Annotated in this window: 27 protein-coding genes and 1 pseudogene; 20 read left to right on the forward strand and 8 right to left on the reverse strand. The window is 69.1% G+C overall.

Going from position 1 to position 25289, the window contains the following annotated elements:
* Window positions 1-17: 17 nt before the first annotated feature.
* Together rpsR and rpsF are read right to left on the reverse strand one after the other, a co-directional pair.
* Complete coding sequence (gene rpsR / locus ACRWK7_RS28140; protein ID WP_109118960.1) at window positions 18-290, reverse strand: 30S ribosomal protein S18; 273 nt, start codon at window positions 288-290, stop codon at window positions 18-20.
* Window positions 290-730 carry a 30S ribosomal protein S6 gene (gene rpsF / locus ACRWK7_RS28145; protein WP_431859990.1) on the reverse strand — a complete coding sequence of 147 codons (441 nt, stop codon included), beginning with the start codon at window positions 728-730 and terminating at the stop codon, window positions 290-292. Before rpsF ends, rpsR begins: the two co-directional genes overlap by 1 nt.
* Window positions 731-978: 248 nt before the next feature.
* Here rpsF and ACRWK7_RS28150 point away from each other — a divergent pair, with 248 nt between their 5' ends.
* From ACRWK7_RS28150 to ACRWK7_RS28185, 8 genes are all read left to right on the forward strand, one after another.
* On the forward strand, window positions 979-2088 hold the full coding sequence (locus ACRWK7_RS28150; protein ID WP_431859992.1) for a glycosyltransferase: 1110 nt from the start codon (window positions 979-981) through the stop codon (window positions 2086-2088).
* A gap of 1 nt (window position 2089) precedes the next feature.
* The gene (locus ACRWK7_RS28155; protein ID WP_431859994.1) at window positions 2090-3517 is read left to right on the forward strand and encodes a hypothetical protein; all 1428 of its coding nucleotides are present in this window, start codon (window positions 2090-2092) and stop codon (window positions 3515-3517) included.
* Between the two features lie 86 nt (window positions 3518-3603).
* Window positions 3604-4545, forward strand: a complete 942-nt coding sequence (gene fabD, locus ACRWK7_RS28160; protein WP_431859996.1) for an ACP S-malonyltransferase — start codon at window positions 3604-3606, stop codon at window positions 4543-4545.
* Window positions 4546-4553: 8 nt separating this feature from the next.
* Window positions 4554-5297, forward strand: a complete 744-nt coding sequence (fabG, locus tag ACRWK7_RS28165; RefSeq protein ID WP_431859998.1) for a 3-oxoacyl-[acyl-carrier-protein] reductase — start codon at window positions 4554-4556, stop codon at window positions 5295-5297.
* Window positions 5298-5455: 158 nt separating this feature from the next.
* A complete protein-coding gene (locus ACRWK7_RS28170) occupies window positions 5456-5695 on the forward strand; it encodes an acyl carrier protein (RefSeq protein ID WP_109118966.1) in 240 nt (79 codons plus the stop codon).
* 139 nt (window positions 5696-5834) lie between these two features.
* The gene (gene fabF, locus ACRWK7_RS28175) at window positions 5835-7097 is read left to right on the forward strand and encodes a beta-ketoacyl-ACP synthase II (RefSeq protein WP_431860000.1); all 1263 of its coding nucleotides are present in this window, start codon (window positions 5835-5837) and stop codon (window positions 7095-7097) included.
* 10 nt (window positions 7098-7107) lie between these two features.
* On the forward strand, window positions 7108-8112 hold the full coding sequence (mltG, locus tag ACRWK7_RS28180) for an endolytic transglycosylase MltG (RefSeq protein ID WP_431860001.1): 1005 nt from the start codon (window positions 7108-7110) through the stop codon (window positions 8110-8112).
* 102 nt (window positions 8113-8214) lie between these two features.
* Window positions 8215-8484: a DUF2934 domain-containing protein gene (locus ACRWK7_RS28185; RefSeq protein WP_431860003.1), complete on the forward strand. Its 270-nt coding sequence runs from the start codon at window positions 8215-8217 to the stop codon at window positions 8482-8484.
* Window positions 8485-8533: 49 nt separating this feature from the next.
* Here ACRWK7_RS28185 and ACRWK7_RS28190 read toward each other — a convergent pair whose 3' ends face one another.
* The gene (locus tag ACRWK7_RS28190) at window positions 8534-8752 is read right to left on the reverse strand and encodes a hypothetical protein (protein WP_431860005.1); all 219 of its coding nucleotides are present in this window, start codon (window positions 8750-8752) and stop codon (window positions 8534-8536) included.
* 512 nt (window positions 8753-9264) lie between these two features.
* On the reverse strand, window positions 9265-11244 hold the full coding sequence (locus ACRWK7_RS28195) for a lytic transglycosylase domain-containing protein (protein WP_431860007.1): 1980 nt from the start codon (window positions 11242-11244) through the stop codon (window positions 9265-9267).
* Between the two features lie 54 nt (window positions 11245-11298).
* On the opposite strand from ACRWK7_RS28195, the gene dapA reads away from it, so the two are divergent.
* The 3 genes from dapA to ACRWK7_RS28210 are packed head-to-tail and all read left to right on the forward strand — an operon-like array spanning window position 11299 to window position 13658.
* Window positions 11299-12171 (forward strand): 4-hydroxy-tetrahydrodipicolinate synthase, encoded by an 873-nt coding sequence (dapA, locus tag ACRWK7_RS28200; protein ID WP_431860009.1) that lies wholly within the window; start codon window positions 11299-11301, stop codon window positions 12169-12171.
* A 24-nt stretch (window positions 12172-12195) separates the two neighbouring features.
* Window positions 12196-12669, forward strand: coding sequence for an SsrA-binding protein SmpB (gene smpB / locus ACRWK7_RS28205; protein ID WP_431860011.1), 474 nt, complete (start codon window positions 12196-12198; stop codon window positions 12667-12669).
* Window positions 12666-13658 (forward strand): methyltransferase, encoded by a 993-nt coding sequence (locus tag ACRWK7_RS28210; protein WP_431860013.1) that lies wholly within the window; start codon window positions 12666-12668, stop codon window positions 13656-13658. The genes smpB and ACRWK7_RS28210 overlap by 4 nt, the downstream gene beginning before the upstream one ends.
* A gap of 134 nt (window positions 13659-13792) precedes the next feature.
* Here ACRWK7_RS28210 and ACRWK7_RS28215 read toward each other — a convergent pair whose 3' ends face one another.
* The 4 genes from ACRWK7_RS28215 to ACRWK7_RS28230 form a co-directional block, all read right to left on the reverse strand.
* Window positions 13793-14119 carry a hypothetical protein gene (locus ACRWK7_RS28215; RefSeq protein ID WP_431860014.1) on the reverse strand — a complete coding sequence of 109 codons (327 nt, stop codon included), beginning with the start codon at window positions 14117-14119 and terminating at the stop codon, window positions 13793-13795.
* 89 nt (window positions 14120-14208) lie between these two features.
* The gene (gene hemB, locus ACRWK7_RS28220) at window positions 14209-15222 is read right to left on the reverse strand and encodes a porphobilinogen synthase (RefSeq protein WP_431860016.1); all 1014 of its coding nucleotides are present in this window, start codon (window positions 15220-15222) and stop codon (window positions 14209-14211) included.
* Window positions 15223-15283: 61 nt separating this feature from the next.
* Entirely contained in the window at window positions 15284-16138 is an 855-nt protein-coding gene (locus tag ACRWK7_RS28225) for a metallophosphoesterase family protein (protein WP_431860018.1), read from the reverse strand.
* 4 nt (window positions 16139-16142) lie between these two features.
* Window positions 16143-17051, reverse strand: a complete 909-nt coding sequence (locus ACRWK7_RS28230) for a diacylglycerol/lipid kinase family protein (protein WP_431860019.1) — start codon at window positions 17049-17051, stop codon at window positions 16143-16145.
* A gap of 151 nt (window positions 17052-17202) precedes the next feature.
* On the opposite strand from ACRWK7_RS28230, the gene ACRWK7_RS28235 reads away from it, so the two are divergent.
* The 9 genes and pseudogenes from ACRWK7_RS28235 to ACRWK7_RS28275 form a co-directional block, all read left to right on the forward strand.
* Window positions 17203-18342 (forward strand): isobutyryl-CoA dehydrogenase, encoded by a 1140-nt coding sequence (locus ACRWK7_RS28235; protein ID WP_431860021.1) that lies wholly within the window; start codon window positions 17203-17205, stop codon window positions 18340-18342.
* 87 nt (window positions 18343-18429) lie between these two features.
* Window positions 18430-19500 carry an enoyl-CoA hydratase/isomerase family protein gene (locus ACRWK7_RS28240; protein WP_431860023.1) on the forward strand — a complete coding sequence of 357 codons (1071 nt, stop codon included), beginning with the start codon at window positions 18430-18432 and terminating at the stop codon, window positions 19498-19500.
* Window positions 19501-19638: 138 nt separating this feature from the next.
* Complete coding sequence (gene mmsB, locus ACRWK7_RS28245; protein WP_431860025.1) at window positions 19639-20526, forward strand: 3-hydroxyisobutyrate dehydrogenase; 888 nt, start codon at window positions 19639-19641, stop codon at window positions 20524-20526.
* 76 nt (window positions 20527-20602) lie between these two features.
* The gene (locus ACRWK7_RS28250; protein WP_109118982.1) at window positions 20603-21076 is read left to right on the forward strand and encodes a MarR family winged helix-turn-helix transcriptional regulator; all 474 of its coding nucleotides are present in this window, start codon (window positions 20603-20605) and stop codon (window positions 21074-21076) included.
* A 290-nt stretch (window positions 21077-21366) separates the two neighbouring features.
* Window positions 21367-22122: an ABC transporter ATP-binding protein gene (locus ACRWK7_RS28255; RefSeq protein ID WP_431860027.1), complete on the forward strand. Its 756-nt coding sequence runs from the start codon at window positions 21367-21369 to the stop codon at window positions 22120-22122.
* Window positions 22115-22819: an ABC transporter ATP-binding protein gene (locus tag ACRWK7_RS28260; RefSeq protein ID WP_431860028.1), complete on the forward strand. Its 705-nt coding sequence runs from the start codon at window positions 22115-22117 to the stop codon at window positions 22817-22819. The genes ACRWK7_RS28255 and ACRWK7_RS28260 overlap by 8 nt, the downstream gene beginning before the upstream one ends.
* Before the next feature lie 33 nt (window positions 22820-22852).
* Window positions 22853-24061 (forward strand): ABC transporter substrate-binding protein, encoded by a 1209-nt coding sequence (locus tag ACRWK7_RS28265; RefSeq protein WP_431860030.1) that lies wholly within the window; start codon window positions 22853-22855, stop codon window positions 24059-24061.
* A gap of 123 nt (window positions 24062-24184) precedes the next feature.
* A complete protein-coding gene (locus tag ACRWK7_RS28270) occupies window positions 24185-25072 on the forward strand; it encodes a branched-chain amino acid ABC transporter permease (protein WP_109118986.1) in 888 nt (295 codons plus the stop codon).
* A 3-nt stretch (window positions 25073-25075) separates the two neighbouring features.
* A pseudogene (locus ACRWK7_RS28275) lies at window positions 25076-25289 on the forward strand (branched-chain amino acid ABC transporter permease); the annotation flags it as partial.

Here is a 25289-nt window from a genome sequence, read left to right on the forward strand (position 1 = left end):
CGACGGCCCTTGCGGGCTTACTTCACCACGTACGGCAGGAGCGCCAGGAACCGGGCGCGCTTGATGGCGCGGGCCAGCTCACGCTGCTTCTTCGTGGAGACCGCGGTGATGCGGCTCGGCACGATCTTGCCGCGCTCCGAGATGAAGCGGGACAGGAGCTTGACGTCCTTGTAGTCGATCGCCGGGGCGTTCGCGCCCGAGAACGGGCAGGTCTTGCGGCGGCGGAAGAACGGGCGGCGCGCACCGCCACCCGAACGCGGGGCGGCGCCCGTGGTCTGCTTGTCGCTCATCAGGCGATCTCCCCTTCAGCGGCCGGAGCCTGCTCGGAACGGCGGGGCGGGCGGGGCCCGCGGTCATCGAAGCGGCGCGGGCCGCGGTCGCCGCGGTCACCACGCTCGCCGCGCTCGCCGCGGCTCTGCATCATCGCGGACGGGTTGGCGTCCAGCGCATCGACGCGCACGCTCATGTAGCGCAGCACGTCCTCGTTGATGCTCATGTTGCGCTCCATCTCGAGCACGGCGGCGGCCGGCGCGTCGAGATTGAAGAGCACGTAATGGCCCTTGCGGTTCTTCTTGATCTTGTAGGTGAGCGTCTTCAGGCCCCAGTGCTCGGTCTTGGTGACCTGGCCACCGTTGTCACGGATGATCTGGGCGAACTGCTCGGCGAGAGCCTCGGCCTGGGCGGCCGAGATGTCCTGGCGCGCAATGAGCACGCACTCGTAGAAAGCCATATTACTCCCCATGGCTGTTCATGGTCCGGCGCTGTTTCCGTCTCCACCCTGGAGTCGGGCCAGCCGCCCGGGCCTAGCCGACGCGCATTGCACGCCGGCAAGGAGTTATGAAGCGCGGCAGTATGCACATCCCGGCGCGCGGAGCAAGCGGAGATGCACGCCTGCGGCCAGGATATCGAAAGTATTACCGGGACGGGGGCGACTCCACTAGGATGCCGCCGCTTCATGCCCCACCGGTACCCCATTCCATGCCCACCGAACTGACCATCGTCGTCCCCACCCTGAACGAGGCGGGCAACATCGTCGCCCTCGCCGATGCCCTGGAGCGCGCGCTGGAGGGCGTGGCGTGGGACGTGATCTTCGTCGATGACGATTCGACCGACGGCACCGGGGAGGTGCTGCGCACCCTGTCGCAGCAGCGCCCGCACGTCCGCTACCTGCGCCGCGTCGGCCGGCGCGGCCTGTCGTCGGCGTGCATCGAGGGCATGCTGGCCACCCCGGCGCCGGTGATCGCGGTGATGGACGCCGACCTGCAGCACGACGAGACCCTGCTGCCGGAAATGCTGCGCCGCCTGCGCGAAAAGCACCTGGACATCGTCGTCGCCAGCCGCTTCGCCGAGGGCGGCAGCGCCCAGGGCCTGTCCTCGGCGTCGCGCGAGCGGATGAGCCGGCTCGGCAACCGGCTGTGCCGCATGGTGATGAAGGCGGACGTCTCGGATCCGCTCAGCGGCTTCTTCATGCTGCGGCGCGAGCTGGTGAACGAGGTGGTGCACGCGCTGTCCGGCAAGGGGTTCAAGATCCTGCTGGACATCTTCGCCTCGGCGCGCAGGCCGCTCGCCTTCGACGAGGTGGGGATGGTGTTCCGCCAGCGCCACGCCGGCGACAGCAAGCTCGATACCCTCATCATTCTGGAGTTCGCCATCCTGCTGGCCGACAAGGCGGTGGGGAAGGTGGTGCCGATCCGATTCGTGCTGTTCGTCATGGTCGGGCTGCTCGGCATGGCGCTGCACCTGCTGCTGCTCAGCGCGGCGTTCGTCGGTGCCGGCATGCCGTTCCTGCCGGCGCAGACGCTGGCGACGGTGTGCGCCATGGCGGTGAACTTCACGCTCGACAACCGCTTCACCTACCGCGACCGGCGCCTGAAGGGCCGGGAGTTCCTGCGCGGGCTGGCGCTGTTCTTCGTGGCGTGCAGCATCGGCGCCCTGGTGAACTTCCAGATGGCCGAGTTCCTCTACCAGGGCGGCACGCCCTGGCCGATCGCCGGCCTGCTCGGCGCCGTCATCGGCGCGGTCTGGAACTTCGGCGTCAACTCCACGGTGACCTGGCGCCGCAAGGGGCCGGACGCGCTGAGCGCCTGACGTGACCGCCCGCGACGACAGCCAGCCGCTGGCGGCGTTCCTGGCGCTGGCGGCGGCGGTGAAGCTGCTGGTCATCCTGGCCGCCGGCCCCGGCGTGAGCCCGGACACCGCCGGTTACCTGGAGTTCACTGACGCCATCCTGAAGGGCTGGGACGCGGTCACGACGGTCCCCTGGGGCAGCGACGTCGGCCTGCCGTCGCTGGTGTTCCGCACCGCCGGCTACCCGCTGCTGCTGGCGGGCGCCAAGCTGCTGGCCGGCGCACACTATCAGTATGTGGTGGTCGCCGTGCAGTCGGCGCTGACCCTGCTGTCCATGCTGATGATCTTCCGCCTGTCCCGCGCCCTGCTGGCGTCGGACGCGGCGGCGTGGTTCGTCGGCGTCTTCTATCTCTTCTCGCAGTCGCTGCTGTACGACGTCGAGATTCTCAGCGACAGCCTGTACGCCACGCTGTTCAACGTCGTCCTGTTCGGCACGCTGGGCGGGCTGGCCGGTGTTTGGCGGCTGGGGGTCGGCCGGATGGCGCTGTTCGGCCTGCTCTGGGGCTATTCGATCCTGGTGCGGGAGAACGGGCTGTACTTCACGGTGCTGCCGGTGCTCCTGCTGGCCTGCGGCGGGCGGCGGGCGGCCCTGCTGATCCCGGTGTTCCTGGCGGCGGTGGCGGCGGTGCTGGCGCCCTACATGCTGTGGAACTGGCAGCGCACCGGCGAGGCGTTCATCAGCGTCGCCGGCGCCGCCAACTGGCTGCGGCCGGGGTTCCACATGCTGCGCTTCGGCTACGCGAACCCGTTCGACGGCGGCGACCCGGTGTCGCAGCTGGTGCGGCAGGGGATGCCGGATTACGAGTTCGGCGCCCAGGTCACGATTCTCGAGGCGCTGCAGCGCCAGCTCGGCCTGACGCCGACTCGGCTGCAATCGTACGTGTTCGGGCGCTTCGTGGCGACGGTGACCGAGTATCCGGTCGCGTATCTGAAGATGGTGCTGACGCAGCTGCGGCCGTTCAGCCTCGGCTCGGTGCTGACCGACCCGGCCTTCACCCTCAACGAGTTCTTCCAGTACGGCCCGGTGCTTGGCCAGCGCGTGCTGCCCGGCGTGTCGCTGAAGGGCGCGGTGGCGGTCTTCCGGGATTTTTCACTGGGCGGAATGGCTGGGTTCCTGCTGGCGGCGGCGGGCCTGGCGGTCTCCACCGTGCTGTTCTTCGTCTTCGCCCTGGGCGTGCCGTGGTGGGCGGTGCGGGTGCTGCGCGGGCGGGCTCCGGCCGACGTGCGCTTCGGCGCGGCGCTGTTCGGCTGGGCGACCTTCTTCACGGTCGTCGGCGCGTTTTGCTTGGTGCATTTCGAGATGCGGCACGCGCTGCCGGCCATCCCCTTGGCACTGTTGGGCATGGCGGCGGTTATTCGGGAGGGAAGGGCGAAGCCAAGCATCGCTTGACTTGGCGTTTGGCGCGGGTATGACTGTCGCCCACTTCCCGGCGGGCGCATTCGGCGTACCGCCTCAGCACACGGGTTTCTGCAGACATGACCAGGGCGTTCGTCTTTCCGGGGCAGGGCAGCCAGGCCGTTGGCATGGGCCGCGAACTGGCCGAAGCGTTCGAGGTCGCCCGCCTCACCTTCGAAGAGGTCGATGACGCGCTCGATCAGCGCCTGTCCCGCCTGATGTTCGAGGGGCCCGAGGCCGACCTGACGCTGACCGAGAACGCCCAGCCGGCCCTGATGGCGGTCAGCGTCGCGGTGCTGCAGGTGCTCCAGCAGCAGGGCGGCGTCGATCTGCGCACGCACGCCACCTTCGTCGCCGGCCATTCGCTGGGCGAGTATTCGGCGCTGTGCGCCGCGGGCGCCTTCTCGCTGCCCGACACGGCGCGCCTGCTGAAGCTGCGCGGCCGGTCCATGCAGAAGGCGGTGCCGGTCGGGCAGGGCGCCATGGCGGCGCTGCTCGGCGCCGACCTGGAGCAGGCGCAGGCGATCGCCGCCGACGCCGCCCAGGGCGAGGTCTGCGCCGTCGCCAACGACAACGCGTCGGGCCAGGTCGTCATCTCCGGCGCCACCGACGCCATCGACCGCGCCATCACCCTGGCCGCCGAGCGCGGCCTGAAGCGCTCGGTCCGCCTGCCGGTGAGCGCGCCCTTCCACTGCCCCCTCATGCAGCCGGCCGCCGACGCCATGGCGGAAGCGCTGGAGGCGGTCGCCATCAACACGCCGGCCGTGCCGGTGGTGGCGAACGTCACCGCCTCCGCGGTCAGCGACCCGGCGGAGATCCGCCGCCTGCTGGTCGAGCAGGTGACCGGCATGGTGCGCTGGCGCGAGAGCGTCCTCTACATGAAGGGCCAGGGCGTGGACTCGCTGGTCGAGCTGGGCGCCGGCAAGGTGCTCGCCGGCCTCGCCAAGCGCATCGACAAGGAGGTCGGCGCGGTGTCCGTGGGCGCCCCGGCCGACGTCGAGGCCTTCCTCAAGACCCTGTGAGGCATCCCATGTTCGATCTGACGGGCAAGTGCGCCCTGGTCACCGGCGCGTCCGGCGGCATCGGCGCCAGCATCGCCAAGGCCCTGCACGCGCAGGGCGCCACCGTGGCGCTGTCCGGCACCCGCGTCGAGGCGCTGGAGAAGGTCGCGGCTGACCTCGGCGGCGAGCGCGTGCTGGTCACCCCGGGCAACCTGTCCGACGCGGCGGCCACCGAGCAGCTGGCCAAGGACGCCGAGGCCGCCCTGGGCGGGCGCATCGACATCCTGGTCAACAACGCCGGCCTGACCCGCGACCAACTGGCGCTGCGCATGAAGGACGACGACTGGGCGCAGGTGCTGGACGTCAACCTGACGGCCGCCTTCCGCCTGTCGCGCGCCGTGCTGCGCGGCATGATGAAGCGCCGCTGGGGCCGCATCATCGGCATCACCTCGATCGTCGGCGTGACCGGCAACCCGGGGCAGGCGAACTACGCCGCCTCGAAGGCCGGCATGATCGGCATGTCCAAGGCGCTGGCGGCCGAGGTCGCGTCGCGCAACATCACCGTCAACTGCGTGGCGCCGGGGTTCATCACCACGGCGATGACCCACGCGCTGAACGACGACCAGAAGCAGAAGCTTCTGGGAGGAATTCCGGCCGGCCGCATGGGCGAGCCGTCGGAAATCGCCGCCGGGGTTGTGTACCTGGCGAGCGAGGAGGCCGCCTACATCACCGGCCAGACGCTGCACATCAACGGCGGCATGGCCATGATCTGAGCGGGTTCGGCCGGCCGGAACCCGGCGCCCCGCGGGCGCTGGTCAAGGCGGACGAAATGTGTTATCGGACGGGGCTTTTCACGGCAGGACGGCACGCCGCGGCGTGGTGCGGACCTCCGAATTGCCCAAACGGTTTCAAGGATTTTGGAAGGTCGAACATGAGTGACATCGCCGAGCGCGTGAAGAAGATCGTTGTGGACCACCTCGGGGTCGAAGAGGCGAAGGTGACGGAGAACGCCTCCTTCATCGACGACCTCGGCGCCGACAGCCTCGACACCGTCGAGCTGGTCATGGCCTTCGAGGAGGAGTTCGGGTGCGAGATCCCGGACGACGCCGCCGAGAAGATCCTGACGGTCAAGGACGCCATCGACTTCATCAAGGCGAACGCCGCCGCCTGATAAGGCGCGGTTCCGACAGGACCAGACGAAGGCAGCCAGGCTTCGCACGGGCGTGCGGCCTGGCCGTCTGAGTTTCCAGAGATACAGATCTGACGAGATCGTAAGATCACGAGATCGCAAGAAAGGTCAGGGAAGTCCCATGAGACGTGTCGTCGTCACCGGCCTCGGTCTGGTCACGCCGCTCGGCGCCGGTCACCGCCACAACTGGGAACGGTTGATCGCCGGCGAATCGGGCATCCGTGGGATCACGGCCTTCGACGTTTCCGACCTCGCCTCGAAGATCGCCGGCACGGTCCCGCGCGGCACCGGCGACGGCGAGTTCAACGCCGACGCCGCGGTCCCGCCGAAGGACCAGCGCAAGATGGATGACTTCATCCTCTACGCGGTCGGCGCGGCCAGCGAGGCGGTCAAGGATTCCGGCTGGGTGCCGCAGACCGACGAGGAGCGCGAGCGCACCGGCGTCATGATCGGCTCCGGCATCGGCGGCCTGCCCGGCATCGCCGAGGGCGCGGTCACCCTGCACGAGAAGGGCCCGCGGCGCATCTCCCCGTTCTTCATCCCGGCCTGCCTGATCAACCTGGCCTCCGGCCACGTGTCGATCCAGCACGGCTTCCGGGGACCGAACCACGCGGTGGTCACCGCCTGCTCGACCGGCGCGCACGCCATCGGCGACGCCGCCCGCCTGATCATGTGGGACGACGCCGACGTGATGGTCGCCGGCGGCACCGAGGCGGCGATCAGCCGCCTGGGCGTGGGCGGCTTCGCCGCCATGCGCGCGCTGTCCACCAACTTCAACGACACGCCCGAGAAGGCCTCGCGTCCCTACGACAAGGACCGCGACGGCTTCGTCATCGGCGAGGGCGCCGGCGTGGTCGTGCTGGAGGAGCTGGAGCACGCCAAGAGGCGCGGCGCCACCATCTACGCCGAGGTCATCGGCTACGGCCTGTCGGGCGACGCCTACCACATCTCGGCCCCGGCCGAGGACGGCAACGGCGGTTTCCGCTCGATGCGCATGGCGCTCAAGCGCGCCGGCGTGTCCCCGGACCAGATCGACTACGTCAACGCGCACGGCACCTCGACGCCGCTGGGCGACGAGATCGAGCTGGGGGCGGTGAAGCGCCTGTTCGGTTCGGCCATGGACACGGTCGCCATGTCCTCCACCAAGTCGGCCATCGGCCACCTGCTGGGGGCCGCCGGCGCGGTCGAGGCGATCTACTCGATCAAGGCGATCAACCACTCCATTGTGCCGCCGACGCTCAACCTCGAGAACCCGTCGGAGAGCTGCCTCGGCGTCAACCTGGTGCCCAAGCAGGCGCAGGAGCGCCGCGTGCGGGCCGCGCTGTCCAACTCCTTCGGCTTCGGCGGCACCAACGCCTCCCTGGTCTTCAAGGAGTTCGCGTAAGGAGTACGCCATGGGCTGGGGCCTTCGGGCAGCGGCCGGGGCGCTCGCCGTCGCCACGCTCCTGGGCGGAGCGACCCTGTGGGGGGCCATGCGCCTGGTGGCGCCGGGCCCCCTCACCGAATCCACCACCGTCGTCATTCCCCGCGGCAGCGGGCTGGAAGCCGTCGCGATCACGCTGGGCGACGCCGGTGTGGTCGAGTCGCCGCTGCTGTTCGTCTTCGGCGCGCGGCTGAGCGGGGCGGGGCGCGAGCTGAAGGCCGGCGAGTACGCCTTCGCCCCCGGCGTCAGCATCGACGACGTGCTGGAGCAGATGCGGCGCGGCAAGACCGTCGTGCATCGCCTGACCGTGCCCGAGGGCCTGACCTCCGCGCAGATCCTTGGGCTGCTGGAGAAGGAGCCGGTGCTGACCGGCGGCGTGCCGCAGCGTCCGAAGGACGGAAGCCTGCTGCCGGAGACCTACAACTTCTCCTACGGCGACAGCCGCGAGCAGCTGGTCGAGCGCATGCAGCGCGGCATGACCCAGGTGCTGGCCGAGGCGTGGAAGGGCCGCGACAAGGACCTGCCCTACAAATCGCCGGAGGAGGCGCTGACCATGGCCTCCATCGTCGAGAAGGAGACCGGCGTCGCGGCGGAGCGGGCGAAGGTGGCGGGGGTCTACGTCAACCGCCTGGAGGCCGGGATGCGGCTGCAGTCGGACCCGACGGTGATCTACGCGCTGACCGACGGGGCGGGCGAGCTGGGGCGGGCGCTGACCCGCAACGACCTGCGCATCGAGTCGCCGTACAACACCTATGCGGTGGCCGGGCTGCCGCCGGGGCCGATCGCCAACCCCGGCAAGGCCTCGATCCTCGCGGCGCTGAAGCCGGAACGGCACGAGTATTTGTACTTCGTCGCCGACGGCACCGGCGGACACGCCTTCGCCAAGACGCTGCCGGACCACAACCGCAACGTCGCCCGCTGGCGCGACGTGCAGCGCCGGCAGAGCGCGGAACAGCCTCCCGCCTCCAACGATTGACGGCCTGCGATTGATGGTCGTCAAGCCTGCGACCTTCGGAATCTTGCGTCGCGGGGTGGTAGGCGGCACCATTCGCCGGTCAGCGTCAGCCCCGGAGGAAAGATGAGCCAGGACGTCGAGCGTCGGATTCGTGAACGCGCCTACCAGATCTGGCAGGAAAAGGGCTGCCCGGACGGCAGTGACCACGAACACTGGTTCCTGGCGGAGCAGGAGGTCGCGGCTGTCGCGCCCCTGAAGGCCGACGGCAAGGCCGATGCTAAGAAGCCGGCGGCGAAGAAGGCCGCTCCCGCGAAAGCGGCCACCGCTGGCGAGGCCCCGAAGCCCGCCGCCGGGCGCAAGCCCCGCGCGCGCAAGGCGGCGGTCCCGGCCTGACCCGGTCGGCGGGTTTTTTGGGCGCCATCCCCGCGCGACGGCGCGGGGATCAGGCGGCGTTCGACACCGCGATGACGCCGGCCATGGCGCCGTAGGACTTGCGCGCGGCGCGCAACTTCTCCAGCGACTCCTGGAGGCTCTCTTCGGTGAAGCCGGGGGGAAGCTGGTTCAGCTCCTTCTGGGTCATCTCGATGAAGGCGTCCAGCAGGCGGGCGTGAATGCGGCAGGCCTTGCGGACTTCCTCGGCGACCATCGGTGAAGCGGCCATTTCCAGAGCTCCTGTTCGCGGGTTTCATTAAAATGCGCGAGTACATTGGCGCCCCGCGCGGTTAACAAACCCTTTAAAGGCTCTGGCGCCCGAAGTAATCTTTGGGGGTAATCCGTTTTAAATGCTTCCTAACTGCTGCCTGTGTTAGGAATTGGACATTCGAATGTGGTGGGTGCTACGGCAGATGTGGAGTGATGCCGACCCTATTCAATGGCTCTGGCGTGTATTGAATTGTCTTTGGATTCTATTCTTTTCTTTTTTTGTGATTAGTCTTTCCGATATGAACGCCGCGTCCCGCAGGTGCCTCTCTGATCGTCATCCCCGCGAAGGCGGGGATCCATAATTTCCAATGCGTTACGCCGTGGTGCTTATGGATCCCCGCCTTCGCAGGGATGACGGCCAAAAAGGCGCGGGGAGGGGGAAAGGTGCCAAAGTCAGCGCCCATGCGCCTTCGCGGGGATGACGTCAAAACACGTGATGGAGCGGGGGAGCGTGAGGCGCGGTGTCGGCCCTCAGCCCGTCCCGCGCCGCAGCTCGCGTTCCAGGTTCAGCTCCGCCCGGCCGCCGTGCAGGCGGGCGCGGTAGACCAGCAGGCCTTCCATGACGCGCTGCACGTAGTTGCGGGTCTCGTAAATCGGGATCATCTCGACCCAGTCCACCACGTCCACGCCCTCGGCGCGCGGGTCGCCGTAGACGTTCAGCCACTGGCTGACCCGCCCCGGCCCGGCGTTGTACGACGCCACCGCCAGCACGTAGGAGCCGCCGTAGCGCTCGATCATCTCGCTGATGTAGGCGGAGCCGAGGCGGATGTTGTACTGCGGGTCGGTGATCAGCTTGGCGTGCTGGTGCTTCTTGATGCCCAGCTTGTTGGCCACCAGCTGCGCCGTGCCCGGCATCAGCTGCATCAGCCCGCGCGCCCCGGCCGACGATACGATGGCGGGGTTGAAGGTGCTCTCCTGGCGGATCAGCGCGTGCACCAGCGCCGGCTCCGGCGACGGGTTGTCGGCGCGGATCACCGGATAGCCGGCCTCCACCAGGTAGATCTCGTTCTGCGCCGCATCCTTGGCCGCGGCGACGGCGAGGTCGGGGCGGCCAAGCTCGCGGGCCAGCCGGGCGGCCAGCGCGTAGTGCTCCGGCTCCTTCGATTGCAGGCTGATGCGGCGCAGGAAGGAGGCGAGGCGGTCGTCGTCGCGGCCCTCGATCTCCGCCAGCACGCGGGCGGCGCGCACCACCTCGCGGCGCTCGAAGGCGGCGGTCTCGGCGGTGTCCACCTTGGGCTCGGAGGGCAGGCGCACCTGCGCGTGCGCCTCCAGCTTCTGCGCGGCGAGCTGGCCGTAGTAGGTGGTGCCGTAGGGCGCCGCCTTGCCGTACCAGTCGCGCGCCTCCTCGCGCCTGCCCATCGCCTCCGCAGCGCGGGCGGACCAGTAGGCGCCGCGCGCCCGGCTGATCGGCGCGCTGACCGACTTGTAGAGCCGCTGGAAGTGCCCGAACGCCTCCTGCGGCATGTTGAGCTGGCGCAACGCCAGGAAGCCGGCCAGGAACTCCGCGTCGGCGAAGGGCGTGCCGTCGCGCAGCCCGTGCCCCTTGGCCAGCGTGTAGGCGAGCTTCATCTCGCCGCGCTCCATGGCGCGGCGGGTGAGGATGTGGCGCTCGGTCCACCACAGCGCCGGACGGCCGAGGCGGTCGGGCTGGTTGCGCAGGATCTCCAGCGCGCCGTCGTCGTCCTGGCGCTTGCGGCGGTAGCGCAGCCGCTCGTATTGCAGGCCCGGGTCGTCGCGCAGCGACTCCGGCACGCGGGCCACCGCCGCGTCGACGTTGCGGTCCTCCTGGAACAGGCCGATGCGCGCCTCGATCAGCGCGTCCCAGCCGGCGTCCAGCAGCGGCAGCATGCGCTTGGCGGCCGCCTCCTGGTGCTCCCACAGCAGGCGGTCGGCGCGCGCCGCGTGGTCCTGCGGGCGCAGCAGGTCCTTGTAGCGGAACAGGAAGTCCTGCTCCTCGCCGTTGTTGAAGGTGGTCTCGGTCCAGCGCTGGCGGACGAGGCCGAGCGCCTTCTCCCGCTCGCCGGACAACAGCAGCGTGTCGGCGTAGCGCATGAAGCCGTCGTTGCTCTGCGGCGGGTGCTGGCGGAACCACTGCGTGATCTCGCTGGGGCTCAGCTCGGCATTGGCCATCGCCGCCTCGGCCGCCTTGCGCAGCCCGATCTGGCCCGGCCAGTCGGGGTTCTCGCGGATGAAGGCCACGATCTCGTCGAAGCTGCCGCCCAAGGGAGCCTGCAGCTTCAGCCAGCGGATGATCTTGGCGGGCAGGCGGTCCTTGGCCGGTGCGGCGATGCGCAGGGCGTCGTCATGGCGGTCCTCGTCCACCGCTTTGAACGCCTGCTTGTAAAGGGCGAGGTCGCCGTCGCTCAGCGTCCGCGCCGCCGCCGGCACCGCCAGGAACAGCAGGGATGCGCAGAGCGCCGCCATCAGGCCCTGGGCGCACTTGCGGGGCACGGAACGGGCCGCTAAGGTGCGCGACGCTTTTTTGGTCGTAGGGAGGTGGCCGCCATGTTTCACGGATCGATCGTTGCGCTCTTGACCCCGTTCAAGAACGGCAAAGTCGACGAGGCCGCCTTCCAGTCCTTCGTCGAATGGCAGGTCGCCGAGGGCACGCACGCCCTGGTCCCCTGCGGCACCACCGGCGAGTCGCCGACGCTCAGCCACGAGGAGCACGACCGGGTGGTCGAGCTGTGCATCGAGGCGGCGGGCGGCAAGGTGCCGGTTATCGCCGGCACCGGCTCGAACTCGACCGACGAGGCGATCCGCCTCACCCAGCACGCGAAGAAGGCCGGCGCGCAGGCCGCCCTGGTGGTCACGCCGTACTACAACAAGCCGTCGCAAGAGGGTCTCTACCAGCATTTCAAAGCGATCCATGATCAGGCGGACTTGCCGATCATCATCTACAACATTCCGGGCCGCAGTGTCGTGGATATGTCTGTGGCGACGATGGCGCGGCTGGCCAAGCTGCCCAACATCGTCGGCGTGAAGGACGCCACCGCCGACCTCGCCCGCCCGCTGCGCACCCGCGTGGCGATCGGGCCGGAGTTCTGCCAGCTCTCGGGCGAGGACGCGACGGTGACGGCGTTCCTGGCGCAGGGCGGCGTGGGCTGCATCTCGGTGACCGCCAACGTCGCGCCGCGCCTGTGCGCCGACCTGCACAACGCGTGGCGCCGCGGCGACCACGCCACGGTGGAGCGCATCCGCGACCAGCTGATGCCGCTGCACGACGCGATGTTCGTGGAGACCTCGCCGGCCCCGGTGAAGTACGCCGCCAGCCTGCTCGGCAAGTGCACGCCCGACGTGCGGCTGCCGCTCGTCCCGGCGTCCGAGTCCGCCCGCGAGGCGGTGCGCGAGGCCATGAAGAAAGCCGGCGTTCTCTGAACGCCGGCACCCTAGGAGGCTGATGTGGCTGCCCGCGAGGAGGCGCGCAAGTACGCGGCGCAGAACCGCCGTGCCCGCTTCGACTACTTCATCGACGACACCCTCGAGGCCGGCATCATGCTGACCGGCACCGAGGTGAAGTCCCTGCGCACGGGCAAGGCGAGCATCAACGAGTCCTACGCCGGGATCTCGAAGGGCGAGCTGTTCCTGTTCAACGCCCACATCCCGGAGTACCTGCAGGCCGGCCGCTGGCTCCAGCACGAGATCCGGCGGCCGCGCAAGCTGCTGCTGCACAAGCGCGAACTGGCGAAGCTGATGATGGCGCTGAAGACCAAGGGCGCCACCATCATCCCTATGTCGGTCTACTTCAACGACCGCGGCATCGCCAAGGTCCAGCTCGGCCTCGCCACCGGCAAGAAGCAGGTGGACAAGCGTCAGACGGAGAAGGAGCGCTCCTGGCAGCGCGACAAGGCCCGCCTGATGCGGGACAAGGGATGAGCAAGCGCCTCGCCCAACGCGCCGACTCCCGCGAGGCGGAGATCGCCGCGGTCGCCGCCGACGCCCTGGAGGGCCGTGTTCCCGCCGGATCCCTGGTGTGCGGCGACCCCGACGGCGCCGTCGAGGCGGCGCTCGGCGGCCCGGCGTGGAACCGCTTCGCCTACGATGGCCGTCCGGCGCAACCCTGGCCGCCGGAGGGGGCGTTTCCCGGCGCCGTGCTGCGCCAGCCGCGCGGCTGGGGCGCCTTCGCCATGACGCTGCACGCGTTGGCGGCGCGGCTGCCGGAGGGCGCGCCGCTGTGGATCTACGGCGGCAACGACGAGGGCGTCACCTCGATCCCCAAGCGCCTGGAGGGCCTGTTCGGCGAGCCGGAGACGCTGGCCATCAAGCGCCGCGCCCGCGTGCTGGAACTGCGCCGCACCGGCGCGCCCGCGCGCGGCGGGCTGGAGGATTGGCGCGAGGTGGTCGGCGTCGGCGGCGCCGAGCTGGTGTCGTATCCGGGGCTGTTCGCGCACGGCCGGCTCGATCCGGGGACGGAACTGCTGCTCGGCGCGCTGCCGAAGATCTACGCGGACCAGTCGGTGCTCGACTTCGGGTGCGGCGCTGGGGTGATCGCCCACACGGTGCGCCGGATGGTGCCGGAGGTGCGGCTGACCCTGCTCGACATGGACAGCGTGGCGCTGCACGCCGCCCGCCAGAACGTGCCGGACGCCGCGCACGTGCTGAGCGACGGCTGGTCGGCGGTGCCGGCAAAGCGCGACTTCGACCTGATCCTCAGCAACCCGCCGCTCCACCGCGGCAAGGAGGAGGATTTCGGGGCGCTGGAGGCCCTGGTGCGCGGGGCGAAGGACCGGCTGAAGCCGCGCGGCGCGCTGATCGCCGTCGTGCAGCGGTCCGCGGGCGTTGGGAAGCTGTTTGCCTCTACGCTCAAAAACGTCGAGGCCCTGGCGGAGAAGCCGCAGTATCAGGTGTGGCGGGGCGGGGTTTAGGGCGGTTTAGGTCGTGGCGCTGCCCCCCCACCTAACCTCCCCCCACTTCGCGGGGGGAGGAACTCCGCCGCCCTGCCCCTTCCCCCGCGAAGTGGGGGAAGGATGGGATGGGGGCCCAGCGCCAGAACTCTCCCTCACATTCCCTGGCAGTTCCGGATCATCTCCGCGTTCCCCGCGTAGCGTTGCGCGCAGCCCCGTTCCAGGGCCTGCTGGCTGCGGTTCTCGCCCGCCACGCACGCGTTGTACTTCTCGAAGTCCCGGCCGTGCAGCGCCCGGCAGCCCTGCCGGAGCGCCAGCCGCTGCCCCTGGGTGAGCCGCGGCCACGCCACCGCGTCGGAGGAGCCGGAGGACGGCACCGCGGCGGGGGCCGGACCTGTGGAACCCGTTGAGCCCGGCGGCCCCGCGCCCGCGCATCCCGCCAAGGCCAGGGCGACCGCCGCCATAAGGATCGGCGCTGTCATCTTCTTTCCCTCCCAGCGAAATTTCCGCGCACTATCGCGGGAATCGCGCCGGGAGGGAGTCCGGGCATCGGGTTTACGACGCCTGGACCTCAGCCCTGCTTCAACAGGCGGGCGGCGTCGAGCGCGGCGTAGGTCAGGATGGCGTCGGCGCCGGCGCGCCTAAACGACAGCAGCGTCTCCATCAGCGCCGCGTCGTAGTTCAGCCAGCCGTTCAGCGCCGCCGCCTTGAGCATCGCGTACTCGCCCGACACGTGGTAGGCGAAGGTCGGCACCGCGAAGCTCTGCTTCACCCGCTGGATGATGTCGAGGTAGGGCAGGCCCGGCTTCACCATCACCATGTCGGCGCCCTCCTGGAGGTCGAGGGCGACCTCGCGCAGCGCCTCGTCGGTGTTGGCGGGGTCCATCTGGTAGGTGCGCTTGTCGCCCTTCAGGAAGCCGCCGGAGTTCACCGCGTCGCGGAACGGGCCGTAGTAGGCCGAGGCGTACTTGGCGGCGTAGGAGCAGATGCGCGCCCACTGGTGGCCGTGCGCGTCCAGCCGGTCGCGCAACTCGCCGATGCGGCCGTCCATCATGTCGGAGGGGGCGACGATGTCGACGCCGGCGTCGGCCTGGCTGACCGCCTGGCGGGCCAGCACCTCGACCGTCTCGTCGTTGAGGATGCGGCCGTCCTCCATCAGCCCGTCGTGGCCGTGGCTGGTGTAGGGGTCGAGCGCCACGTCGCCGAGGATGCCGATGTCCGGCACCTGCGCCTTGATGGCGCGGATGGCGGTGTTCATCAGGTTCTCGGGGTTGTAGGCCTCGGCGGCGTCCGCGGACTTCTTCTCGCGCGGCACCACCGGGAACAGCGCGATGCAGGGGACGCCCAGGTCGCGGGCGCCGGCCACCGCCTCGGTCAGCAGGTCGAGGGTCAGGCGCTCGACGCCGGGCATGGAGGCGACGGCCTCGCGGCGGTTCTCCCCCTCGATGACGAACACCGGCCAGATCAGGTCGTCGGTGGACAGCCGGTTTTCCGCCACCAGACGGCGGGTCCAGCCGTCGTAACGGTTGCGGCGCATGCGGATGCGCGGGAAGGCGCCGGGGGAGCGGACGGTGTGGCTGGTCATCTCGGGACAACTGGCTAGGGGCGAAGGGAGCGGCGATGTTACGCCCGTTTCCTGGGCAATCTCAAGGCGACGGCGTCATCATTTCCGGGTGGATGCCCGAATCGCGCTCCTGAAGCACCCAGCGCTGCCCGTTCCGGGCGTAGGTTGAGGCGGCGGCATGGACGAATCCCGCGCCGCCCCAGGCGCGCACCTCCAGCGTCACGCGCGGTGCGTCGATGGTGATGAGGTTGTAGGCGTTGGCCTCGTCGCGGGTGCGCGTCGAGGTGGCCGTGGAGGCCTGCGCCACCAGGATCGAGCGCGCCACCTGGGTGTGGAAGGTCGCCAGATCGCCCGAATAGGCCTTGTGCAGGTGGCCGGCCAGCAGCAGGTCGACGCCCGCGTCCTCCAGCGCCGGCAGTGCCAGCTTGTGGCGGCTGACCAGCCGCGTCTCCGGCGCGTTTGGGGGCGGCAGGAACGGGTGGTGGGTGAACAGCACCTTGAAGACGCTCTCCGGCAGCTCCTTGAACACCTCGCACACCCGGCGGATCTGCGTCCTGTTGATGCGCCCGTGCGAGAAGTCGAGGATCACCGAGCGCGCGGTGTTCAGCCCCAGCACCGCGATCTCCGCGTCGACGTGGAACGGGCTGAGGTCGCGGCTGATGTAGCGCTTGTAGTTGCGCAACGGGTCGAGGAAGCGGTGGAAGACGTTGTAGACCGGGATGTCGTGGTTGCCCGGCACCACCAGGTAGGGGAAGGGCAGGCGCTCCAGGAACGCGCGGGCCTCCTTGAAGTGGCGGACCTTCGCCCGCTGCACGAGGTCGCCGGAGATCACCACGAGGTCCGGCCTGTTCACGATCAGGTCCGCCACCAGCCCCTCGACCACCGCCGGATCGATGCGGCCGAAATGCAGGTCGGAGATGTGGGCCAGCGTCCTCATGTCCTCATCTTTCCGAGGGGGCCTTCGGAACCAGCATGCGCAGGCCGCCGGCCCGCATCCGGTAGACCAGCGGCGGCGTGAAGCGGCGCACCTCGCCGTCGTTGGCGACGCGCAGGTGGTGGCGCCGGCTGTGCACGGTCAGCGTGGTGGCGCTCAGCGTCTCCAGGTCGCCGTCCGATTGCCACGAACCGGTGCCCATCCGGGCGATCAACCGCAGCAGGCCCCAGGTGTCGCGGTGCCGCGCCAGATAGACGCCGAATTGCCCCGACTCCAGCGTCGTGCGCCGCAGCACCGGCCCATAGCCCTCGGCGTAGGGGTTGTTGGACACCGCCAGCACCGGCGTGCGCACCCGCCGGGCGCCCTGGCCCAGGTCGAGGTGCACGTCCAGCACCGGGAAGTCGCGCAGCGCCTTCGCCACCGCCAGCGCCATGGCCGGCCACTTGCGCAGGCCGAGGCGGTGCTGGTGCGCATCGCGCTCCTGGATGATGCGCGGGTAGAGGCCGAGGACGGAGGCGTTGAGGAACACCTCGCCGTTCACCTCGCCGACATCGATGGGGCGGAGGTCGCCGGCGGCCACGGCGTGCACGGCGTCCGGCCAGTCCATCGGCGTGTTCAGGTCGCGCGCCAGCAGGTTCATGGTGCCCAGCGGCAGCACGCCCAGCGCCTTGCCGGCCTTCATCGCCGCGTTGGCGCCGGTGAGGATCGTGCCGTCGCCGCCGCCCACCACCAGCACCTCGGCGTCGGACTCCGCGGCGCGCTGCACCGCCTCGCCGCAGCCGGCGGCCTGCGTCGCCACCACCTCGACCTCGGCGCCGTTCTGCCGGAAGGCCTGCCGGACGGCGTCCGTCGCCTGCTCGATGGGCATGCCCATCAGGGTACCGGCGGACTGGTTGAGGACGACGGCGACCTTCATCGTGCGGGCATCTCCGAAAGTGGGGCAGGGGCGGAACGGGCGACGCGCTCGGCTGGTTCCCGCCCCATGCAGGCAGACCCGATTTGACAGGGCCGCCGCACCCTCTAAGATCGTCGAAAACCAAATGAACCCAGCTTGCGGGAGGATAACCGTGCAGTTCGAGTTGAGCGAGGACCAGCGTGCCTTCCAGGACGTCGCGCGGAATTTCGCACGGGAACGCATGGCACCATACGCTGCCGAATGGGACGAATCGTCGATCTTCCCGGTGGAGGCGCTGCGCGGCGCGGCCGAGCTTGGATTCGGCGGCATCTACTGCGGGGAGGAACACGGCGGCTCGGCGCTCGGCCGGCTCGACGCCTCGCTGATCTTCGAGGAGCTGGCGGCGGCCTGCCCGTCCACCGCGGCCTACATCTCCATCCACAACATGGCGGCGTGGATGATCGACCGCTTCGGCAACGCGGACCAGCGCGCGCGCTTCCTGCCGAAGCTGATGACCATGGAGCACTTCGCCTCCTACTGCCTGACCGAGCCGAGCGCCGGGTCGGACGCCGCCAGCCTGCGCACCCGCGCGGTCAAGGACGGCGACCACTACGTGCTGAACGGCGAGAAGGCGTTTATCTCCGGCGGCGGCGCCTCGGACGTCTACGTCTGCATGGTGCGCACCGGCGGCGACGGGCCGAAGGGCATCTCCTGCCTCGTGGTGGAGAAGGGCACGCCGGGCCTGACGTTCGGCAAGAAGGAAAAGAAGATGGGCTGGAACAGCCAGCCCACCGCCGCGGTGATCTTCGAGGACTGCCGGGTGCCCGTCGCCAACCGCATTGGCGAAGAGGGCGACGGCTTCAAGATCGCCATGAAGGGCCTGGACGGCGGGCGGCTGAACATCGCGTCGTGCTCGCTGGGCGGGGCGCGCTTCTGCCTGGAGCAGGCGCGCGACTACATGAAGATGCGCAAGCAGTTCGGCAAGGCGCTGGCCGAGTTCCAGGCGCTGCAGTTCCGCCTCGCCGACATGGCGATCGAGCTGGAGGCGGCGCGGCTGATGGTGCACCGCGCCGCGGCGTCGCTGGACGCCGGGCACTCGGAGGCGACGCAGCACTGCGCCATGGCCAAGCGCTTCGCCACCGACGCCGGCTTCAAGGTCGCCAACGAGGCGCTGCAGCTGCACGGCGGCTATGGCTACATCAAGGAGTACCCGATCGAGCGCATCGTGCGCGACCTGCGGGTCCACCAGATCCTCGAAGGCACCAACGAGATCATGCGCCTGATCGTCGCCCGCCGCGTGCTGGCGGATTAGGAGTGCTTTTGCCGTCATCCCCGCGAAGGCGGGGATGACGGTCAAGGGAAGTGTCCGCAAAGAAACGATGAAGCAACCGGGAACGACATGACCGACGCCGAAATCCTGTTCGACCGCAAGGGCTCGCTGGGCCTCGTCACGCTCAACCGGCCGAAGGCGCTGAACGCGCTGACGCTGGACATGATCCGCCTGTTCGACCCGCAGTTGCGCGCCTGGGCCGCCGACCCCGGGGTCAAGGCGGTGGTCGTCCGCGGCGCCGGGGACAAGGCGTTCTGCGCCGGCGGCGACGTGATGAAGCTCTACCTCGCCGGCAAGGACGACCCGAAGGGGCGCGGCGAGATCCCGATCATCCGTGAGTTCTTCTGGGACGAGTACATCCTGAACCGCCTGATCAAGCGCTATCCGAAGCCGTACGTCGCGCTGATGGACGGCGTGACCATGGGCGGCGGCGTCGGCATTTCCGAGCCCGGCTCGCACCGCGTCGGCACCGAGCGCACGCTGTACGCCATGCCGGAGACGGCCATCGGCATCTTCCCCGATGTCGGCGGCACCTACTACCTGGCGCGCCAGCCCGGCCAGATCGGCACCTACCTGGGCCTGACCGGCGACCGTCTGAAGGCGGCCGACATGCTGTACGCCGGTGCCATCGACGCGTACGTGCCGAGCGCCAGCCTGGACGCGCTGGTCGAGGACCTCGCGCGTACGGACGGCGCGCACGACTCCGTGTCCGCGACCATCGCCGCGCACGCCGGATCGCCGGGCGAGCCGCCGCTGGCCGTGCACCGCGCCGCCATCGACCGCTGCTTCGGCCATGACCGGGTGGAGGACATCCTGGCCTCCCTGTCCGCCGAGGGCACGGAGTGGGCGGGCACCGTCAAGGCGACGCTGGAGAAGATGGCGCCGGTCAGCCTGAAGGTGACGCTGGCCGCGATCCGCCGCGCCGCCAACCTGGATTTCGAGGACTGCATGATCCAGGAGTACCGGCTCGCCCAGTCCATGCTCGGCGACGACAACTTCTACGAGGGCATTCGCGCGGTGCTGGTCGACAAGGACCGCAACCCGCGCTGGACGCCGGCCCGCGTCGAGGAGGTGTCCGATGAGGAGGTCGAGCGGCACTTCCGCGCACCCGCGCACGGCGACCTGCGCTTTACGAACTGAGATTTCTCTGTCGGGATCGAGGGCACTTTCCGCGGGCTTTTCCGTTACTAGCGGTGAATCCCCGCGGGACTTGTCTCAAACCCGGCGGTTGGCACCGTCTCCAATGATGGGACAAGAACGGCTTTAGGGGAGGAAACCATGGCGAACGTTGCATTCATCGGGTTGGGGAACATGGGCGGCCCGATGGCCGCCAATCTGGTCAAGGCCGGGCACCGCGTGGCCGGATTCGACATGATGGCCGAGAACCTGGACAAGGCGAAGGCGGCCGGCGTCGCCGTGGCGGCGAGCGCGGCCGAGGCGGCTCGGGATGCCGAGGTGGTGGTGACCATGCTGCCGGCCGGGCAGCACGTCCGCGACGTCTACACCGGTTCCGGCGGCGTCATGGCGGCGGTACGCCAGGGGGCGCTGCTGATCGACTGCTCGACCGTGGACGTGGAGAGCGCGCGAGCCGTCGCCAAGGCGGCGGCCGACGCCGGGCTCGCCATGGTCGACGCGCCGGTGTCGGGCGGCGTGGGCGGCGCCACGGCCGGCACGCTGACCTTCATGGTCGGCGGCGAGGAGGCGGCGTTCCAGCGGGCCGAGCCGATTCTCCAGGCCATGGGCAAGACCATCGTGCACGCCGGCGCCAGCGGGACGGGGCAGGCCGCCAAAATTTGTAACAATATGATTCTTGGCATTTCGATGATTGCCGTGTCCGAGGCGTTCGTGCTGGCGAAGTCGCTCGGGCTCGACGCGCAGAAGCTCTTCGACATCGCCTCCAAGTCGTCGGGGCAGTGCTGGTCGATGACGAGCTACTGTCCGGTGCCCGGTCCGGTGCCGACGTCCCCGGCGAATCGGGACTATCAGGCCGGCTTTACGGCGGCGATGATGCTCAAGGACCTGCGGCTGGCCCAGCAGGCCGCCTCGCAAAGTGGTGCCGCGACTCCGCTGGGCGCGGAGGCGGCCTCACTGTACGCACTTTTCTGCAACGGTGGACGGTCCGGTGTGGACTTTTCGGGCATTATTAAGATGATTGCCGGCGAATGATCGGTTAATCTCTCTTAAGGTGCCCGGAGCGGCCCCGGCGGGGACCGTCTACAGGTACGAGGCAAAGGAGACCGCGGTGCGTAAACCCTACTACGAGAGCATCCTCTTGATCGAAAGGCTCCACCGCCACTTTCTCGAGGTGCTGAAGACGGAACTGGATCGCCTGGGCATCCAGGACATCAACAACGTCCAGAGCCTGATCCTCTACAACATCGGCGAGGATGAGATGACGGTGGGCGAGTTGACCGCCCGCGGCTACTATCTCGGCTCGAACGTGTCGTACAACGTGAAGAAGATGGTCGAGAACGGCTATCTCGGGCAGGAGCGCTCGCCGCACGACCGCCGCTCGGTGCGGGTGCGCCTGTCGGAGAAGGGCCTCGATCTGCGCGAGAAGATCAGCCGCATGTTCGAGCGGCACCTGACCGCGCTGGAGAAGGCCGGCTTCTCGGACGAGGAACTGACCAAGGCCAACGAGACCCTGCGCAAGCTGGAGCGCTTCTGGTCGGCCTCGCTGGACTACAGCGGCTTTCCACTGACTTCGGCCGCCTGACGCGCACCACGGTTCCAGGTCCCCGCCCCGTTCCGGCGGCCCGCGGCGCTTGACAGTGCGCGGGCCGTCCGCGTGTGCAGCGTGATCGTACGTACAGAATAGAAAAGGCTGTCCCATGGGATATCCATGGGGCGGCCTTTTTCAATTCTGCGGCAAGCCGCCGCCGGGCCGACGAAAATTAGGGCTTTTCAAACACCCTTTCTGTAGCAAATTATCGCTACATAGAACAAAGCCGCGGCCGACCCTGTGCACCACGCGCGGACAGGCCAGTCGGGGAAAAGGGGAGGGACATGCCGGGAGACGTGATCCTGGAGACGCGCGGCCTCACGAAGGAGTTTCGCGGCTTCCTGGCCGTGCGGGACGTGAACCTGCAGGTGCGCCGCGGCACCATCCACGCGCTGATCGGCCCGAACGGGGCCGGCAAGACGACCGTCTTCAACCTGCTCACCAAGTTCCTGCCGCCGACCGGCGGCACCATCGTCTACAACGGCCAGGACATCACCGGAACCAGGCCCGCGGACATCGCCCGCATGGGCCTCGTGCGCTCCTTCCAGATCTCGGCGGTGTTCCCGCACCTGAGCGTGCTGGAGAACGTGCGCGTCGCGCTGCAGCGGCCGCTCGGCAACTCCTTCCAGTTCTGGAAGACCGAGCGCGTGCTGGACGGCCTCAACGACCGCGCCCTGCAGTTGCTGGAGGACGTCGGCCTCTCCGACTACGCCGGGCACACCGCCGCCGAGCTGCCCTACGGCCGCAAGCGCGCGCTGGAGATCGCCACGACGCTGGCGCTGGAGCCGGAGATGCTGCTGCTCGACGAGCCGATGGCCGGCATGGGGCACGAGGACATCGGACGGATCGCCGCGCTGGTCCGCCGGGTTTCCGCCGACCGCACCATCCTGATGGTCGAGCACAACCTGTCGGTGGTGGCCGAGCTGTCCGACCGCATCACCGTGCTGGCGCGCGGCGAGATCCTGGCCGAGGGGGCCTATTCCGAGGTCTCGAAGAACCAGCGGGTCATGGAAGCCTATATGGGGACCGGGCATGCCTGAGGCGATGCTGGAAATCAGGGACCTGCACGCCTACTACGGCGAGTCGCACGTCCTGCACGGTGTCACGCTCTCGGTCCCGGCGGGCGAGGTGGTGACGCTGCTCGGCCGCAACGGGGCGGGCAAGACGACGACGCTGCGCTCGATCATGGGCATCGTGCCGCGCGCCGAGGGCTCGATCCGCCTGCAGGGCAAGGAGCTTCTCGGGCTGGCGCCCTTCCGCATCGGCCGGCTCGGCATCGGCTTCGTGCCGGAGGAGCGGGGCATCTTCGCCAGCCTCGACGTCGAGGAGAACCTGATGCTGCCGCCGCAGGTGCAGCCGGGGGGCCTCAGCGTCGCGGAGATCTTCGAACTCTTCCCCAACCTCAAGGAGCGCCTGCGCAGCCAAGGCACCCGGTTGTCGGGCGGCGAGCAGCAGATGCTGGCCATCGCCCGGATCCTGCGCACCGGGGCGCGGCTGCTGCTGCTCGACGAGCCGACGGAAGGGCTGGCGCCGGTCATCATCCAGCAGATCGGCCGGGTGATCCGCACGCTGAAGGAGAAGGGGTTCACCGTCCTGCTGGTCGAGCAGAACTTCCGCTTCGCCGCCACGCTGGCCGACCGCCATTACGTGATGGAGGACGGGCAGGTCGTGGACATGATCCCCAACGACCAGCTCGCAGCCAGGATGGACCAGTTGCACGAGCGTCTGGGCGTCTGACAATCACTTAAAAAACATCGGGAGGTTTACACGATGATGGGACGCATTCTTCTGGCCGGCGTGGCCGTCGCGGCGCTGATGGCGGGCACCGCGCAGGCCCAGGGCATTTCCGGCGACAAGGTCAAGATCGGCGTGCTGAACGACCGCTCCGGCCTGTACGCCGACCTGGGCGGCGAGGGCTCGGCCGTCGCCGCGCGCATGGCGGCGGAGGAGTTCGGCAACAAGATCGCCGGCAAGCCGATCGAGATCATCACCGCCGACCACCAGAACAAGCCGGACATCGGCTCCAACATCGCCCGCCAGTGGATCGACACCGAGGGTGTGGACGTCATCGTCGATGTGCCGAACTCCGGCGTCGCGCTGGCCGTTCAGGAGGTGACGAAGGAGAAGAAGACGGTCTTCCTGATGGAAGGCCCGGCGACCTCGCGCCTGACCGGCGACGCCTGCTCGCCGACCGGCTTCCACTGGGCCTACGACACCCGCGCGCTGGCCGTCGGCACCGGCCGCGCCATGGTGAAGGAGGGCGGCGACAGCTGGTTCTTCCTCACCGCCGACTACGCCTTCGGCCACCAGCTCGAGGCCGACACCATGGCCGAGGTCAAGGCGGCCGGCGGCACCGTGAAGGGCGCGGTGCGGCATCCGCTGAACACCGCCGACTTCTCGTCCTTCCTGCTGCAGGCGCAGGGCTCCGGCGCCAAGGTGATCGGCCTCGCCAACGCCGGCGGCGACACCATCAACTCGATCAAGCAGGCGGCCGAGTTCGGCATCACCCAGGGCGGCCAGAAGCTCGCCGGCCTGCTGCTGTTCCTCTCCGACGTGCACGCGCTCGGCCTCAACGTCGCGCAGGACCTGGTGCTGACCACCGGCTTCTACTGGGACATGGACGACGAGAAGCGCGCCTGGTCCAAGAAGTACATGGAGAAGACCGGTAAGATGCCGACCATGGTGCAGGCCGGCACCTACTCCGCCGTGCGGCACTACCTGAAGGCCATCGGGGCCGCCGGCACCGACAACGGCCTGGCCGTCTCCAAGAAGATGAAGGAGACGCCGGTCAACGACATGTTCGCCAAGAACGGCAAGATCCTCGCCAACGGCCGCATGGTGCACGACATGTACCTGGCCCGCGTCAAGAAGCCGAGCGAGTCGAAGGGCCCGTGGGACTACTACCAGATCCTGCGCACCATCCCGGGCGACGAGGCCTTCTTCACGCTGGAACAGAGCGGCTGCAAGCTGAGCGGCTAAGACGATCCCCCTCTCCCCAACCCCTCTCCCGCAGGGGGAGAGGGGCTTCCGGTCACCCCTCTCCCCTCGCGGGAGAGGGGCCGGGGGGGAGGGGGCAAGAACCATAAAAGGGAAAGGGACGCGATGGGGACTGTGTTCGGCATCCCGCCGCAGGCGCTGTTCGGACAGTTGCTGCTGGGGCTCATCAACGGCTCGTTCTACGCGCTGCTCAGCCTCGGGCTGGCGGTGATCTTCGGCATGCTGAACGTCATCAACTTCGCGCACGGCGCGCTCTACATGCTGGGCGCGTTCGTCGCGTGGTGGCTGCTGACCACGGTCGGGCTCGGCTACTGGCCGGCGCTGCTGGTGGCGCCGCTGATCGTCGGGGCCTTCGGCATCCTGCTGGAGAAGACGCTGCTCAGCCGGCTCTACAAGCTGGACCATCTCTACGGCCTGCTGCTGACCTTCGGTCTGGCGCTGATCATCGAGGGCATGTTCCGGCACTGGTACGGGTCGAGCGGCATGCCCTACCCGATTCCCGACGCGCTGAAGGGCGGGCAGAACCTCGGCTTCATGTTCCTGCCCAACTACCGCGCCTGGGTGGTGGTGGCGTCGCTGGTGGTCTGCCTCGCCACGTGGTTCCTGATCGAGCGGACGCGGCTGGGCGCCTACCTGCGCGCCGCGACGGAGAACCCGGTGCTGGTGCAGGCCTTCGGCATCAACGTGCCCGTCATGATCACGCTGACCTACGGCTTCGGCGTGGCGCTGGCGGGGCTGGCCGGCGTGCTGGCGGCCCCCATCTATCAGGTCAACCCGCTGATGGGATCCAACCTCATCATCGTGGTGTTCGCGGTGGTGGTGATCGGCGGCATGGGGTCCATCATGGGCGCCATCGTCACCGGATTCGGCCTGGGCCTGTTGGAGGGGATGACCAAGGTCTTCTACCCCGAGGCCTCCAACATCGTGATCTTCGTCGTGATGGCGATCGTACTCCTGCTGAAGCCCGCCGGCCTGTTCGGGCGCGAGAGGTAAGACATGGCGACCGACACCCACACCGCCACGCGCACCGGCGTCCGCGCCGGCCTCCGCACCGACGCCTCGCCGACGCCGTGGATCGCCGCCGCGGTGGTGCTGGCCGTGCTGGTGGCCGCACCGTTCGTGCTGTACCCGGTGTTCCTGATGAAGGTGCTGTGCTTCGCGCTGTTCGCCTGCGCCTTCAACCTGCTGATCGGCTTCGCCGGGCTGCTGA

This window comes from Azospirillum sp., assembly GCF_050789165.1.